The 16,393-nt window shown below is 36.7% G+C and carries 12 protein-coding genes and 1 pseudogene; 12 read left to right on the forward strand and 1 reads right to left on the reverse strand.

The annotated features are described in order from the left end of the window. Positions 1-40 precede the first annotated feature (40 nt). Positions 41-1,234 carry a chromate transporter gene (locus AC1FXP_RS17795; RefSeq protein WP_480063327.1) on the reverse strand — a complete coding sequence of 398 codons (1,194 nt, stop codon included), beginning with the start codon at positions 1,232-1,234 and terminating at the stop codon, positions 41-43. 279 nt (positions 1,235-1,513) lie between these two features. Here AC1FXP_RS17795 and AC1FXP_RS17800 point away from each other — a divergent pair, with 279 nt between their 5' ends. The 12 genes and pseudogenes from AC1FXP_RS17800 to AC1FXP_RS17855 form a co-directional block, all read left to right on the forward strand. Beyond that, positions 1,514-3,115: an ATP-binding protein gene (locus tag AC1FXP_RS17800; RefSeq protein ID WP_480063328.1), complete on the forward strand. Its 1,602-nt coding sequence runs from the start codon at positions 1,514-1,516 to the stop codon at positions 3,113-3,115. After that, complete coding sequence (locus AC1FXP_RS17805) at positions 3,112-3,771, forward strand: response regulator (protein ID WP_480063329.1); 660 nt, start codon at positions 3,112-3,114, stop codon at positions 3,769-3,771. Before AC1FXP_RS17800 ends, AC1FXP_RS17805 begins: the two co-directional genes overlap by 4 nt. Positions 3,772-3,959: 188 nt before the next feature. Further along, positions 3,960-5,603: an SLC13 family permease gene (locus AC1FXP_RS17810; protein ID WP_480063330.1), complete on the forward strand. Its 1,644-nt coding sequence runs from the start codon at positions 3,960-3,962 to the stop codon at positions 5,601-5,603. A gap of 134 nt (positions 5,604-5,737) precedes the next feature. Beyond that, complete coding sequence (locus AC1FXP_RS17815; protein WP_480063331.1) at positions 5,738-6,802, forward strand: tartrate dehydrogenase; 1,065 nt, start codon at positions 5,738-5,740, stop codon at positions 6,800-6,802. Positions 6,803-7,042: 240 nt separating this feature from the next. Next, on the forward strand, positions 7,043-7,939 hold the full coding sequence (locus tag AC1FXP_RS17820) for a carbohydrate ABC transporter permease (protein WP_480063348.1): 897 nt from the start codon (positions 7,043-7,045) through the stop codon (positions 7,937-7,939). Further along, positions 7,939-8,760, forward strand: coding sequence for a carbohydrate ABC transporter permease (locus AC1FXP_RS17825; RefSeq protein ID WP_480063332.1), 822 nt, complete (start codon positions 7,939-7,941; stop codon positions 8,758-8,760). Before AC1FXP_RS17820 ends, AC1FXP_RS17825 begins: the two co-directional genes overlap by 1 nt. Before the next feature lie 81 nt (positions 8,761-8,841). Then, positions 8,842-10,134 carry an ABC transporter substrate-binding protein gene (locus AC1FXP_RS17830; protein WP_480063333.1) on the forward strand — a complete coding sequence of 431 codons (1,293 nt, stop codon included), beginning with the start codon at positions 8,842-8,844 and terminating at the stop codon, positions 10,132-10,134. A gap of 100 nt (positions 10,135-10,234) precedes the next feature. Next, on the forward strand, positions 10,235-12,007 hold the full coding sequence (locus AC1FXP_RS17835; RefSeq protein ID WP_480063334.1) for a sensor histidine kinase: 1,773 nt from the start codon (positions 10,235-10,237) through the stop codon (positions 12,005-12,007). Continuing rightward, positions 11,985-13,502, forward strand: coding sequence for a response regulator transcription factor (locus AC1FXP_RS17840; RefSeq protein ID WP_480063335.1), 1,518 nt, complete (start codon positions 11,985-11,987; stop codon positions 13,500-13,502). The genes AC1FXP_RS17835 and AC1FXP_RS17840 overlap by 23 nt, the downstream gene beginning before the upstream one ends. A 94-nt stretch (positions 13,503-13,596) precedes the next feature. After that, positions 13,597-14,604: a LacI family DNA-binding transcriptional regulator gene (locus AC1FXP_RS17845; protein WP_480063336.1), complete on the forward strand. Its 1,008-nt coding sequence runs from the start codon at positions 13,597-13,599 to the stop codon at positions 14,602-14,604. 227 nt (positions 14,605-14,831) lie between these two features. Beyond that, positions 14,832-16,064, forward strand: coding sequence for an ABC transporter substrate-binding protein (locus tag AC1FXP_RS17850; RefSeq protein WP_480063337.1), 1,233 nt, complete (start codon positions 14,832-14,834; stop codon positions 16,062-16,064). A 51-nt stretch (positions 16,065-16,115) separates the two neighbouring features. After that, a pseudogene (locus AC1FXP_RS17855) lies at positions 16,116-16,393 on the forward strand (sugar ABC transporter permease); the annotation flags it as partial.

Raw genomic sequence — 16,393 nt, forward strand, 5'->3', positions numbered from 1 at the left:
TCTCACCATATCAAATTTTATAAGTTAGTTCTTTATCGATTTAAAGTAAGGATAATAAAAAACCACCTAACGCACCAGTCACAACAATCACCCAAGGTGGCATTTTCCAGAATACTAACATGCTAAATAACACTGCTGCAAAAGCAAAGTCAACCGCTGACAAAATGGAACTCTTCCAGATAGGGTGATAAAGGGCAGCAATTAAAATACCGACTACGGCAGCATTCACTCCCATTAAAGCTCCTTTGATTTTGGGGTTGCGACGTAATACGTTCCAAAATGGCAATGTCCCTAAAATGAGGAGGAACGCTGGCAAAAAAATAGCGACTGTTGCTAGCAATCCGCCTTGCCAACCATCAATGACTGCACCGATATAGGCTGCAAATGTAAATAATGGTCCTGGAACTGCTTGGGCTGCACCGTATCCAGCAAGGAATTCTTCTGCACTTAGCCAACCAGCTGGTACAAATTCACGCTCTAGTAATGGCAACACGACATGACCTCCACCAAATACTAGCGAACCAGCACGATAGAAGCTATCAAACATAGCAATCCAGTTTAGGTTCGTTGCTTCTCTAAGGAGGGGTAGGGCAATGAGCAACCCGAAAAATAAAGTTAAACAAATAACAGCAAATCGGTGGGAAATAGGGAAATGGCTCTCATCTGAGTGATCATCCAATGTATGATGCCTGTAAATGAGAAATCCAACCAATCCAGCTACAATAATAACCCCAACCTGTGTAAAAGCAGTTTGCCATAGTAACGTGACCACAACAGCAAATAAGGCGATCGTTTTTCTTTTTACATCGGGTGTCAAATTTTTCGCCATACCTAAAATGGCATGAGCTACAACGACCACAGCAACAATTTTTAACCCGTGAATCCAGCCAGCATCGGTAAATCCAAAGTTGTGAAGCACTAAAGCAAAGATGATTAAAGCAAGGACAGACGGTAAGGTAAATCCTATAAATGAGACAATCCCGCCTAGTATACCGGCACGCATAACTCCTATCCCAATCCCTACTTGACTGCTTGCAGGGCCAGGTAAAAATTGACATAGTGCAACCAAATCAGCATAACTTTTTTCATCCATCCATTTTCTTCGACGAACGTATTCATCATGAAAGTACCCTAGGTGAGCAATTGGACCACCAAATGAAGTGAATCCAAGCCGGGTAGAAACAAGGAGTATTTCCAATAACCTTCTAACAATGTTTCCTTTCTGATCTTCCATTGTACCACCTCTTTATTCTTTTATTTCTTTAAAAAGCTCAAATGCTTTTGCTCTAGCCTCGTAGGACTAAATTACCTTTTGCTGTTGTTGTATAATACTTTCCTCTAACGAAATGTAATATCAAAAACCGATATTACAAACTAATTAATCATGTACTTACATATTAGGATTTTTTGTACGGTTACTATAATTTCTTTATGAAAATTAGTCAATCCTTTATTATTTAAATAAGGCAACATAGTTTTGTCAAATTAATCAACCTATTAAGGATGAAAATCAATGAAAATAAGCTTACGCGTTAAAATGTTACTCATGTCTTTTGTCATAGTGATCACTTCTGTTATGACGATTGGCTGGAATATGATTCACAATATTACTGATGCATTTGAAAAAGAAATTGGAGAACGCGCGACTGCTATTGCGAGGACTGTGGCGCAAATGCCTGATATCCGTCAACATGTTGGGAAAGAGGGAGGAGCAACGGTGATTCAACCAATCGCTGAGCGAACAAGAAAGGCAACGAATGTTGACTATATCGTCATTATTGATATGAATAGTATTCGCTACTCTCATCCTAATAAAGAATTAATTGGAGAAACATTTGTAGGTGGGGATGAACTAGAGGCGTTAACCAATCGTGAATATGTATCTATCGCAGTAGGAACTTTAGGCAATGCGACAAGAGCCTTTGTGCCAATTATGGATGAAGAAGAAGCTGAACAAGTAGGTGTAGCTGTAGTTGGTATATTAACGCCGACCCTTCAGGCAATCATTGCAACGTATAGTCAGGATCTATTCACTGCACTTATTTGGGGGTTATTAATTGGTTTAGTTGGTTCTTATCTATTAGCTCGTAGTGTGAAAAAAGAGACTTTTGGACTTGAGCCATACGAAATTGCCAAGTTAGCAGAAGAGCGCTCAGCGGTCATGCAGGCTATGGATATTGGTATTATTGCATTAGATGAACAGGGGCAGATTACTTTTATGAATCGCTTAGCGAAAAGATATATAAAAGGTGAGGAAAGAAACTTCCTATTGCATCTACAAGACGTGTTTCCGCAATCGGGGGACTCGAATGAGCAGAAAGAACAAAGGATTAACCGAAATGTTGTTTTTTTTGATAAGAACTATCTGATATCAACGTATCCTATCCATGTAAAAGCAACCTATGCAGGAACACTAGTAACGATGATTGATCGAACGGATGCAACACGTCTAGCAGAGGAGCTAACTGGAGTTAAAGCTTTGGTTGATGCACTTAGAGCTCAGAATCATGAGTATATGAACAAGCTCCACAGTATTGCTGGTCTTATCCAATTAGATCGAACGGAAGATGCTTTAGATATAATCATGGATGAAACAGTTGATGAGGAAAGCATTATCTTATTTCTAAAAGAACGCTTTACAGATTATTCAGTCTCAGGTCTTTTACTTGGAAAACGGTCAAGGGCAAAAGAACTTGGAATTACATTTTTAATAGAACAAAATAGCTATCTAACTGAAATATATGGTAGCCTAAGTTCAGGAGATATGGTAACGATCATAGGGAATTTAATTGAAAATGCTTTTGAATCATTCGAAAATGCTTTTGAATCATTCGAAAATGCTGCTGAAGACAAAGTAGTTGAATGTCTAATAGAAATAAATAAAAATCATTTAATGATAAGTGTAAGAGATAATGGGAGTGGAATGACAAAAGAAATACAAAAAAAGATTCTCACATATGGATTTAGTACGAAAGGAAAAGAAGGTCGAGGTATTGGACTGGCACTCGTTCACCAAATTGTATCGGCACATAACGGAAAAATAACAGTTGAATCAGAAGAAGGTTTGGGAACAGAGATGATTATTGAAGCTAGAAAAGAGGGGGGAAATGAATGATTAAAGTCTTTATTGTTGAAGATGATCCAATGGTATTGGAAGTGAATACTGGTTTTTTAGAAAAGGTTCCACCTTTTCGCTTATGCGGAACAGCTACAAATGGAGCAGATGCTGAAATTGGGATACTTGAAACGACGCCAGATGTCGTGTTATTGGATATGTTTTTACCAGATAAATCAGGGCTTGATGTGTTAAAGTCTCTCCGTAGCCAGGAACTCGAATGTGATGTCATTATGATAACCGCTGCTAGAGATGCAGCAACAATTCATGAAGTATTTCGTTTAGGTGCCGTTGATTATCTAGTTAAGCCTTTTAGGTTTGATCGCTTTAAGACAGCTTTAGAAACATATCATAAGATGTGGTACAAGTTAAATAATACTCCTTCCTTTAGTCAGTCAGATATAGATGATATGAAGCAGATTAAACAACGTGGTCAATCATTGCCAAAGGGATTAAGTGAGACTACGATGAAACAAATTTTGTTAAAGCTTGTTGATGTATCCGAACCTGTAACTGCTGAACAATTGGCTTCGGCTTTAGGTATGGCACGAGTCACTGTTAGAAGATACTTAGAACATCTAGAACAAATTGAAAAAATTCAAGTGCAAGTCAAATATGGAAGTGTAGGACGCCCAAGTCATTATTATTTTGTATAATGACTTGGGTGTTTTTTCTTAATTTTTTATTTGTAATTTAAGTAAGAACTTAAAGACCAAAAAGAGCAGTAAGGACTTTATATTGTTGCAATTATGAAAGCGCTTTATAATCAGAATAATTAATCAACCAGGTGGTATGTTGCCAATTAGTTGATGATCTTGTTTTTTATAAGATAGGGGGAGTTTAAATGAAAGCAAGTATTTCTTCAGTTTGGAACCAACTATGGAATTCACATAACCAGTCCAAAAAATTACTTTTGTTTTCTTTGCCAATTAGAACAAATAAAAAAATGGAAGTTGTTGAACAGGATCAAAATGAGTCTTATAAACAAAAGCCTCCTAGTTACAGACCATCACAAAAGGTTGGTTTAATACTAGGCCCATTGCTTTTCATGGCAGTTGTGCTCTTTTTCTTTCCTGAAGGATTAAGCTACGAAGGACGCATGGTCTTGGCAACGACTTTATGGGTTGCAACATGGTGGATTACAGAAGCAATCCCCATTCCAGCAACATCCCTTTTGCCAATTATTTTATTGCCGATTACCGGTGCACTAAATGGTGATACGGTTACGGCCGCTTATGGAAATCCAATTATTTTCTTATTCTTAGGAGGATTTTTGATTGCACTTGCAATGGAGAAATGGAACCTTCATAAACGAATTGCCTTAAACATCATTTCATTTATTGGAACGAGCCCGTCGCGAATTGTTTTTGGTTTTATGGCAGCGACAGGTTTCCTATCGATGTGGGTCTCTAATACAGCAGCTGTTATGATGATGCTTCCAATCGGAACTGCGATTACGTATCAAGTAGCGCAAGCGTTAAAAAATAAAGAAAATCTAGCAAATGAAGAAGCAAAGTTTTCAAAAGTATTAATCTTTGGTATTGGTTATGCTGGAACGATTGGTGGATTAGGAACGTTAATTGGAACACCACCTAATATTATTCTAGCCGCAACTGTACAAGAGCTGTTCGGGGTTCAAATTTCATTTGCTTCATGGCTATTCTTTGCAGCGCCGATTGTTATAATCTTGCTAATTAGTAGTTGGTTGTTTTTAACCAGAGTCGCTCATCCAATAAAGTTGAAAGAGTTACCTGGTGGAAAGGCGCTTATTGAAAATGAAAAGAAGAAGCTAGGAAAAATTAGTTTTGAAGAAACAGCTGTATTAGCAGTCTTTACATTTGCTGCATTTATGTGGATTACTAGAACGTTTTTGTGGGAAGGGCAAATTATGACCATTCCAGGTCTTAATGATACGATGATTGCTATTTTTGCAGCTGCGTTATTGTTTTTAATTCCTTCTATTAATAAGGGAGGACGTATTCTAGATTGGAATGTATCTAGAGATGTTCCTTGGGGAATCTTGCTACTATTTGGTGGAGGTTTAGCGATTGCTGCTGGGTTCCGTGAATCAGGTTTGGCTGATTGGATCGGTGGACAATTAACCGTTTTAGAAGGCGTGAACTTCATCTTAATTATTGCTCTTACGACAGCTCTTGTGTTGTTCTTAACTGAAATTACATCTAATACAGCAACGGCAACGATGATTTTACCAGTGTTAGCTGCTTTAGGATTAGCGCTTGGAATTCATCCATTTGCGTTAATGGTTCCAGCAGCAATTGCAGCAAACTGTGCGTTCATGCTACCAGTTGGAACCCCTCCAAATGCAATTATCTTTGCATCAGGGAAGTTGAAAATATTTGAGATGGTGAAAAACGGTTTCTGGATAAATATCTTATCCATCATATTAATTACACTCGCAGTCTATTTCTTACTTCCGTTGTTATGGGGGATTGACTTAACGGTTTATCCATCTGAGTTTAGGTCTTAAAGTATTCGTAAAAGTATAAAGGAAATAACGATTAAAAGATAGAAAGGGATAGAGTTTAGTTCTCATAGTATACAGTCTTGTATTATGAAAACTAGTATCTGTCCCTTTTATAAGTTATGGAGGAGAGAGTTAATATGTCAAAATTTAAAATTTCCGTAATTCCAGGAGATGGGATTGGTCAAGAAGTCGTCCATGAGACGTTAAAAGTTCTAGACACATTAGCAGAGATTCATGGAGGAGTAACCTTTCAATATGAAACTCATCCGTGGAGCTGTGAGTATTATCTTGAACACGGAATTATGATGCCAACTGATGGGATGGCTAGGCTTCATCAAACAGATGCGATTTATTTAGGGGCTGTCGGGAACCCGAGGCTAGTTCCTGATCATGTTTCACTATGGGGCCTCTTAATTAAGATTCGCCGTGAGTGTGAACAAGTGATTAACATTCGCCCTGCGCAGTATATTGAAGGAGTGACATCACCATTAGCAGAACCAAACAATTTTGATTTTATTGTTGTTCGTGAAAATAGTGAGGGAGAGTATAGTGAAGTAGGCGGTAGAATTCATAGTGGTGAAGACGCAATTGCTATTCAAAATGCAGTATTTACTAGGAAAGCAACAGAGAGAACGATCCGTTATGCATTTGAATTGGCACAGAAACGACAAGGCCGGGTTACAAGTGCAACGAAATCAAATGGAATTGTTCATAGCATGCCATTTTGGGATGAAGTTTTTCAAGAGGTTGCAAATACTTATCCAGAGATTGAAACAGAAAGCAATCATATCGATGCTCTAGCAGCATTTTTCGTCTCAAAGCCGCAACATTTTGATGTGGTGGTGGCGAGTAACCTATTTGGAGATATTCTTACCGACTTAGGTGCATCGATTATGGGGAGCATCGGCATTGCCCCCGCTGCTAATATTAATCTGAATGGCAAATATCCGTCCATGTTTGAACCCGTACACGGCTCAGCACCAGATATTATTAGGAAAGGGATTGCCAATCCGATCGGTCAGCTATGGACAGCCAAAATGATGCTTGATCATCTTGGCTTTGAAGAGTTAGGTTCAGTGTTATTTAGAGCAATCAAAGAAACGATTGGAGAAGGGATCAAAACGAGAGATCTTGGAGGATCAGCCAATATGAAAGAAGTAATTGACCATATTATTGGAAAGCTACGATTATATTCTAAATAACGTTAGTAACTTTGCTATCACGCGCCTCCTCATTCTTGAGGGGCGCGTTTTCGTCGTGAAAAATTCAATTATAGGCAATAGCTTATCATGTCACAAAAGTGCACCTTTTCCGTCAATATTGTTACTATTTTCTCTTAATCTTACAATCTATAATAAGAATTAAGAAAACGGTTACAAATTAAAAGGCGGTGATGGTTGTTGGAATCAACAGTAGCAACAAAAGTGAAAGCGGATACGAAGTTGAAAATTGGCTCTACTAGACAACTGAAGCTAAAGAAATTATTATCTTATGCGGCTTTTGTGGGACCTGCACTTTTATTCTTTATTGTCATTCAAATCATTCCATTTTTGATGGGCATCTATTATTCATTTACTTCGTGGAATGGGATTAGTTCTTCCATTGAATGGGTTGGACTTGAAAACTACAAACGAATATTTTCGAATGACCAAAGGTTCTTTGACTCATTTCTATTTACGACAAAGTTTATGTTTGCAGCCGTTTTGATCAGTAATATAATAGGATTTTCGTTTGCATTAATTTTAAATACGGCGTTAAAGACACGAAACTTATTAAGAACGGCTTTCTTCATTCCTAATGTTATTGGTGGTTTATTACTAGGATTTATTTGGCAGTTTATTTTTGTAAGAGGTTTTGCAGCGATTGGAGAGTTAACGAATATCTCTTTTTTCCTCAAGCCTTGGTTAGGGGATGCAACGACAGCCTTCTGGGGTATCGTTATCGTATTTGCTTGGCAAATAAGTGGATATATGATGGTTATCTATATCGCTGCACTGCAAGGTGTCGATACTTCATTACTGGAAGCTGCTAAAATTGATGGGGCTAGTGCCTTAACGACATTAAGAAAGATTATTATCCCATTGATTCTTCCGGCGTTTACAATTTGTTTCTTTTTAACCATTTCGATGGCATTTAAGATTTTTGATTTGAATTTATCGTTAACGGGTGGTGGCCCATTCAACTCCACTCAATCAGTTGCTATTAACATTTATCAAGAAGCGTTTACGAATAATAATTATGGCATAGGTTCAGCGAAGTCAATCTTATTCTTTTTGATTGTCGCTATATTTACAACGATTCAAGTTATGATTACGAAGAAGAAGGAGGTTGAGGCGTAGTGAAGTATACGAAAAAAACGTTTGTATTAGAAATATTCGCAATATGTATCGCTATTATCTTTCTCGTTCCTTTCTATTTCGTCATTGTTAACTCATTGAAAGGGTTCTCTGAAATTTTGGTCGATGCTGCTGCATTACCAAGTGAATGGTTGTTCTCAAACTATGTAAGCGTATGGCAAATCCTTGATTTCCCGAGAGCGTTTTTTAACTCGCTTGTCATTACAGTATTTAGTAATATCGGCCTTGTTGTTATCAGTTCAATGGCAGCTTGGAAAATGGTTCGAACACCAGGGAAATTTAGTAAGATTTTATTCATTTTATTTGTATCAGCAATGGTTATTCCTTTCCAAACGGTTATGATTCCACTTGTAAAGCTTGGTGGAATGTTAGGAATTATGAATAGCATACCAGGCATCATCATCATGTACTTTGGCTTTGGCGTGCCGCTTTCACTTTTCCTTTATCATGGGTTTGTAAAAACGGTTCCGATTGAAGTGGAGGAATCAGCGCGAATTGATGGTTGTTCCCAGTTCGGTCTCTTTTGGAGAATCGTGTTCCCGCTTTTAAAGCCAATTACCGTAACGGTTATCATCTTAAATACACTATGGATTTGGAATGATTACTTGTTACCACTATTAGTATTACAAGATGCATCGTTAAGAACGATTCCACTTGCAACAAGTTCATTCTTTGCTCAATATACAAAACAGTGGGATATGGGATTAGCAGCACTTGTTTTAGGGATTACACCAGTAATTATCTTCTTCTTGTTCTTACAGAAGCACATTATTAGAGGGATTGCTTCAGGTTCAATTAAGTAAGATTGGATTCAAATTTTGTAGCAATCGCTGCAAAAGTTTAAAAATAGGAAGTAAAAAATGGGGATTAGGGAGGCAATTACTATGAAACGTTTCTTATTGCTTTGTGTGTCGATGTTGTTAGCAGTTGGTATTATCGCAGGTTGTTCATCAAATAACAAAGAAAGTTCTAGTTCAGATGCTGGAGGCAATTCTGACTCAGGCAGTAGTGACGAGGTTGTAACATTAAATTTCTTCCAATTTAAAGTCGAAATTGCAGATCAGCTGCAAGAAATGTTAAAAGAATTTGAAGCTGAGCACCCAAATATTAAAGTGAAGCTTGAAACAGTAGGTGGCGGTGCGGATTATGGTGCAGCATTAAAGGCGAAATTTGCTTCAGGTGAAAAGCCAGACATCTTTAATAACGGTGGATTCAATGAGTTAGAACTTTGGAAAGAGCATCTAGCAGATCTTTCTAATGAGCCTTGGGTTGATCACTTATTACCAATTGGGAAAGTACCTATGACAGATGCTGATGGCAATCTTTATGGAATGCCTGTTAACTTAGAAGGGTATGGATTTGCATATAACAAAGATTTGTTCGAGCAAGCTGGTATTACGGAAGTTCCATCAACGATGTCTGAATTGCAAGAAGCGGTAGAAAAGCTAGAAGAAAACGGAATTACAGCATTTGCAGCTGGTTATGGTGAGTGGTGGGTAATTGGCCAGCATTTACTAAATATTCCATTTGCTCAACAAGATGATCCTGCTGCCTTTATCGAAGGATTATCAGAAGGAACAGAAACATTTGTTGGAAACAAGCACTTTGAAGAATTTAAGCAAGTGATTGATACAGAGATTGGCTATGGAAATACAAACCCGTTAACAACTGATTATAATACACAAGTTACATTATTTGCTTCAGGTGAAGCTGCAATGATTCAACAAGGGAACTGGACTGAGAACATGATTTACCAAATCAACCCTGATATGAATATGGCGTTCTTACCTATTCCATTAAATGATGAAGCAGAAGCAAATGCTATTCCTGTAGGAGTACCGAATAACTGGGCTATTAACAAAAACTCAGAAAATCTTGAAGAAGCAAAATTATTGCTTGATTGGATGGTTTCCTCTGAAACTGGCCAACGTTACATGACAGAAGAGTTTGCCTTCATTCCGGCATTTGATAATATTGAACCAGCAGGATTAGGAGCGTTAGGAGAGTCAATTCTTGAGTACTCATTAGCAGAACAAACGATTCCTTGGACATGGTTCATGTGGCCAGATGGTGCAAACCAAGATTTTGCTGCAGCTATACAAGAATACGTAGCAGGACAAATTGAGTATGAAGAAGTATTAGAAAAATTCCAAGCTACGTGGGATAACTTGAAATAACAGGATTTAACTACCATATTAAAACAGAAAGCATATCTATACGTAGATATGCTTTCTGCTATATACTCTAGAAAGAACTAAAGCTTCGGGGGAGATATCGTTGTTTAAAACAAGTATAAGAAATAAACTGATTGTTCTATTATTATTAATAACGATTATCCCTTTTGGTAGTTCAATTGTCGTGACCTATATTTATACAAAGGAATCATTGAAGGATCAGACGATAGAGGAAAATGTGAATTTGCTTTATCAAGGAAAGGTAAATATAGAAAACTATTTAAGAGAATTAAATAATTATACTTTGTCTTTCTATAGCAATCCTGATTTTATGAGCTATTTAAGAAAAACATATAGTAGTAATGATTATTTGTCGATGGGAACCGTGCATAATGTGTTACGAGCTCTTTTGTATAGTGATGATAGCATTAACCAAGTTAACATGACTATAGTTGGGGATCAGCAAACGGTGTCACTATCAAGGAGATCTACGCTGGTTTATTCTAAACAAGCAGACACAAACATAGAAGCATACCAGAGAGCCAAGGAAAATCCAAATAATATTTATATTGAACCAACAGATCAATCATTTTTCATTCACCGTGCATTTCGGAATGTACCGGCTAATCATATTCTTGCCTATATAACGTTGGAAATTAGACCAGAAAAAATAAATGAGTTGAGTCATTATCTGTATAATAACAGTACAGAGGAATTTTATATTATGACACCGGATGCAGAGTTCATTTATCATTCAACAGCAGACGTACGAGATGATCTAAACTCAGGATGGATAAATGAGATCATAGAATCGGAAGAACAAAGTGGAACAATTGAGTGGAAAGACGCAACGTTTCAAGGAGTGGTCGTTTTTGATCGCCTTTCCGATGCTACGGGAAGTTGGCTTATAGTAAAAAGAATCCCACACACCACCTTGTATGAAAGCGCGTACGGTGTTGCTTTGATTAATATTATTTTTGGAGTTGTTGGATTAACACTAGTTATATTGGCAACCTTTTTTGTCTCTTTTAAGATTACCTCGCCCATTAGGGTGCTCGTACAAAATATTAAGGAAGTTGAAAAAGGGAATATGCAACCTCAATTTCATTCACTTGGTAACGATGAGATTGGTATTTTAGGACAAAGATTCAAGATGATGATTGAAAGAATCAATCATCTAATTAACCGAGAATACAAGTTAGAACTTGAAAATAAGACGAACCAATTAAAAGTATTGCATTCACAAATAAATCCACACTTTTTATATAATACATTACAATCAATTGGGACGATGGCGTTGAAAAACAAAGCACTTGATGTCTATTCCTCTCTAACTGACCTTTCTCAGATTATGAGATATAGTATGAATATGGATCAAGATGTTGTCCCTTTAGAGAAAGAGGTTAATTATACAAAAGCGTATCTTCTTTTGCAAAAGCAACGATTCGGGGAAGATCTAAATTATATCTTGGAAGTAGAAGAAGGTGCCCTAGACATACAAGTGCCAAAGATGATTTTACAGCCAATTATTGAGAACTATTTCAAGCATGGATTCGATACAAGGGAAGGACTAGGTGAGATTAAGATCGTCTGCAAGAAAAAAGAATCTTATCTATTTATTGCCATTCGTGATAATGGTTTTGGAATACCTAATGAACGTTTAAAGGAAATACAGGACCACCTCTATAAAAAGGATAGATATGTAAAAGTTGATTCTTCTATTGGCTTAAAAAATGTGTACGCTCGTCTACAACTTTATTATTCTAATCAAGTGATTTTCAAGATTCAAAATCGCAGCTCAGGTGGGGTTCAAGTAACCATAAAGCTACCATTAAAATTGGAGGGGGATCTACATGAAAGCAATCATAGTGGATGATGAAAAACATGTCCGTGAAGGATTAATGCTGTTAGCAGAGTGGGATAAATTTGGAATTCAAACCATCATAGAGGCAGCAGATGGAAATGAAGCGATTAAATTAATTTCAGCCCATCAACCTGAAATTATCTTTACGGATATGAGTATGCCAAGATGTGACGGGATTGATTTACTAAAGTGGATACATTCCTCCGAATTTCATTCCAAAACAATTGTAGTCAGCGGTTATGATGACTTTAAATATACGAAGAATGCGATTACCTATGGTAGTTTTGATTACATTCTAAAGCCTATAAATCCAAATGAATTGAATGAAACGTTAGAGCGCGCGGTTAAAGAATGGAAGGAACAGAATCAAAAAAGATTATCTGTATTAGAAAACGATAAGGTGATTTTGGATCATCTTCTTTCAAGTGCTCTGAACAAGGAAAAACTTTCTAGTCAACTACTAGAACAGATGGAAAGAGAATTTGGAGTGAAAATACCAGGTCAACCTTGTTTTATTGCGATCCTTCCAATGAAAATACTTTTATCTGCCAAATATGAAGGTGATAATGAACGTGCATTTTCCTCAGTGTTATTGGAGTGTAATGACATACTAGGCCGTAATGGCATTGCATTTCGAAACATCAACAAGGAGGAAGAAATAGTCCTTTTTTTATGGGAGAAGACTACAGCAACTAGGTTAATTCGTACAATTTCTAAAAAAGTTGGATGTCCAATTGTAGTTGGTGAACAACATACGAGCTTCCTACATGCATATGAATCTGCAAGTCATAAATTGAGTAATTATAATCTTCTAGACAATGAGAAGCAAGTAGTGAATTCCCTTTTATCTGTTTATTTATTGGACTACTCGGAGGAGATAAAATGGGCCATTCAAAGTGGAAGTTTGGAACAAATGAATGAAATTTTAGATCGTATTTTCACAATATTTGAAGAAAACAACTATTTCCCTTATGAACAAATTGACATTTGGGAATCGCAGTTTGCTATTTTAAAAGATCACTGGTTAAAAGAGTATGAGCTTAAGAAACGTGAATTATTGTATAAAGGGGTGCATTACTGGAAAGAGAATGGAAGCTTCTCTTTTTGTAAATTTAAAGAAGAAAAGAAAAAAGAGTTTGATCATCTTATCAAGATGGTATCTGGTTGCAAATTCCAAAAAGAGAAAAATAGTGTTCAAATGATTGAGGAGTTTATTAGGAAAAACTATCAAAAAGATATTAAGCTTCAAGATATTGCAGATCGTTTCTTTTTAAGCAGGGAATATATTTCGAGGAAATTTAAGCAGGAATATGATGAGACAATCACCGATTACTTGATGCAAATTCGCATTGAAAAAGCGAAAGAATTACTTAAAAACCCATACCTGAAAATATATGAAATATCAGATTCAGTCGGGTATCAAAATGATAAATATTTTATTAAGGTTTTTAAAAAGAGGGAAGGTATTACCCCTAGTGAGTTTAGAAATTCGTTGAAAGCAAATTAATTATGTTACGTGAAAGCGCTTGACAAAACTTATGAAAGTTTATATTATTACCTTAGTAAACGTTTACGTAACTTGATTTTAATTAGGTGAAAATATGACTCCTACAATAAAGGACGTAGCAAAAAAAGCAAATGTATCAATAGCAACTGTATCTCGCATTCTTAATAACCAACAAGGTTATTCACTCAAAACGAAGGAGCGGGTAATAGAAGCGATTAAAGACCTCGGTTATCAGCCTAATGCGATTGCAAGAGGTTTAATTAACAAACGAACACAAACACTTGGAATACTGTTTCCTGATGTCTCAAGTATGTTTTCATCAGATATCTTAAAAGGGATTGAAGAAATTGCCCATAATAGAGGACATAGTGTTGTTGTTTGTCATACTGACTCATCCAAAAAACGTATGATGAAGTATTTACAAGTTTTAAATGAAAAGCGAGTTGATGGTATTATCTTCACAAGTGAAGTAATAACCGATGATTATTATAAAATCTTAGAAGAGATGGATGTTCCTGTAGTGTTATTGGCAACGCAATCTTATCGCTTTCCACTTCCTTATGTGAAAGTTGATGATAAACATGCTGCTTATAGTGCTGTTAGGTATTTAATAGAAAAAGGGCATCGAAGTATTGGAATGATTAGTGGACCTATCGAGGATGAAATAGCAGGGCGTCCACGAGTTGAAGGATATAAGCAGGCGCTAGAGGAGCATGGGATACCATTCGAAGAAAAGAAGCTAGTAATTACTTCTGGGTTCTATTATGAAACAGGAACTGGAATGCTTTCAAGATTATTAAAACAAGATGAAAGTATCACGGCTGTTTTTGCAGCGAGTGATGAATTAGCTGTAAGTGCGATGTCAGATGCATTCGAAATGGGTATTCATGTTCCTAACGAGTTATCAATCATCGGATATGATAACTTAAAGATCTCTCAAATGGCCATTCCTCCTCTTACAACATTAGCTCAGCCTTTATATGAAATGGGGAAGTTGGGAGCCGAGTTGCTTTTAGATATGCTTGAAACAGGAAAAACAGTAGAAAGTCGAATTGTACCTCATCATATTGTCGAACGAAAAACAGTGAAAGCTTATGAATGAGGTTTTTTTTAGGAATTTACGTAAACGTTTTCCCTACATTTAGTTAATTTAGTAGATTAAAACATTATAAACATCTTACAAGATGTTTACCTATCTTAATGTCCATTTACGAAAACGTTTACTTTGTAAAGAGTGATTTAACTTCTATTAGGAGGTGTTAGTTAAAGAATATTAGCCTAGTAAAGTTAAAAGTACAAAATATATAACAAATATTGGGGGATTATTAGATGAAAAAATTAGTTAGTACTGTAATGTCAGGCTTTTTAGCAATAGGTTTATTAGCTGGCTGTGGTGGAGGAAGCGGTGGTGCTGATGATGGCACAGTTACTCTTGAGTTCTTCCAGTTTAAATCAGAAGCAGTTAGCACGTATGACAAATTAATTGAGAAATTTGAAGAAGAAAATCCAGGAATTAATATTGAACAAAACAACGTACCAGAATCAGAGACAGTTCTCTTATCTCGTTTATCACAGAACCAAGTTCCAGAGATTGTCGCAATGAATGGAAACAGTGTTTATGGAGAAATGGCACGTGGAGGAGCATTCGCTGATCTTACTGATGATGCAAACGTAGACAAAATAATTCCTGCCTACATTGAGATGATTGATCAACTTGCAAATAGTGGACAGGTTAATGGATTGCCACACTCTACGAATGCTAATACAGTTCTATACAATAAAACAAAATTTGAAGAACTAGGCTTAGAAATTCCAACAACATGGGATGAGTTTATTGAAGTAGCTGAAGCGATTGAAGCGGCTGGCGAAACACCATTCTATTCAGCGTATGGAGAAGCGTGGACTGCATTACCACCGTTTAATGCACTAGCATCAAACTTACACGGCGATGACTTCTTCGAGAAACGTCTGGCTGATGAAACGACATTTGCCGAGCGTTATCCAGAAGTAGCAGAGAAAATGTTAACAATGATGGAGTACACAGATAATGATGTATTTGGTACAGACTACAACCAAGGAAATACAGCTTTTGCTAACGGTGAGTCTGTGATGTATATGCAAGGTGTATGGGCGATTAGCCAAATTCTAACAGCAAATCCTGATATCGAAATCGGCGCATTCGCTCTTCCAGCGACAAACAATGCTGAGGAAAACCGTTTAGTTTCAGGTGTTGATACATTGCTTACGATTTCTTCAGACGCTAAGCATCCTGAAGAAGCAATGAAATTTGTAAGCTTCTTATTAGAAGAAGAAAATGTTCAGTTCTATATTGATGAGCAAAAACTGTTCTCAGCTGTAGAAAATGTATTCCAAGAAGACCCAACGGTTGTTGACTTACAAGTACACTTTGAAGAAGGTACGATCACAAGCTTTGCTGACCACTACTACTTCCCAGGAATGCAAGTAGAGAACTTAATTCAAGAGTTCTTAATCAACAAAGATGTTGATCAATTTCTACAAACTCTAGACAATGAGTGGGATAAAGTACAAGCGAGACAATAATGAAATAAAGGGGCAACAAGAGCCCCTTTCCTCATAAAGGAGAGGGTAACAATGAAGAAAAAAATGAATCCTTATTTACTAATGATTCTTCCTGCTTTTATTATCTTTTTTACGTTTCATACGTTTCCGGTCATCCAAGGGGTGTTCTATAGTTTTACGAACTATCGAGGTTATGGAGATTGGAACTTTGTTGGGTTAAGAAACTATATTAATGTATTTCAGGACTCAAGAGCCATGGATGCTTACATATTTACCTTTAAGTTTGCTATTGTCTCAACCGTTCTCGTAAATATTATTAGTTTAGTGATTGCACTTGGGTTAAATGCGAA

The sequence above is a fragment of the Halalkalibacter sp. HAAS-P013 genome, from assembly GCF_056619925.1.

Coding starts and splice junctions, on each gene's coding strand:
- AC1FXP_RS17795 (WP_480063327.1), bottom strand. CDS start 1,234: ATGGAAGATCAGAAAGGAAACATTGTTAGAAGGTTATTGGAAATACTC.
- AC1FXP_RS17800 (WP_480063328.1), top strand. CDS start 1,514: ATGAAAATAAGCTTACGCGTTAAAATGTTACTCATGTCTTTTGTCATA.
- AC1FXP_RS17805 (WP_480063329.1), top strand. CDS start 3,112: ATGATTAAAGTCTTTATTGTTGAAGATGATCCAATGGTATTGGAAGTG.
- AC1FXP_RS17810 (WP_480063330.1), top strand. CDS start 3,960: ATGAAAGCAAGTATTTCTTCAGTTTGGAACCAACTATGGAATTCACAT.
- AC1FXP_RS17815 (WP_480063331.1), top strand. CDS start 5,738: ATGTCAAAATTTAAAATTTCCGTAATTCCAGGAGATGGGATTGGTCAA.
- AC1FXP_RS17830 (WP_480063333.1), top strand. CDS start 8,842: ATGAAACGTTTCTTATTGCTTTGTGTGTCGATGTTGTTAGCAGTTGGT.
- AC1FXP_RS17840 (WP_480063335.1), top strand. CDS start 11,985: ATGAAAGCAATCATAGTGGATGATGAAAAACATGTCCGTGAAGGATTA.
- AC1FXP_RS17845 (WP_480063336.1), top strand. CDS start 13,597: ATGACTCCTACAATAAAGGACGTAGCAAAAAAAGCAAATGTATCAATA.
- AC1FXP_RS17850 (WP_480063337.1), top strand. CDS start 14,832: ATGAAAAAATTAGTTAGTACTGTAATGTCAGGCTTTTTAGCAATAGGT.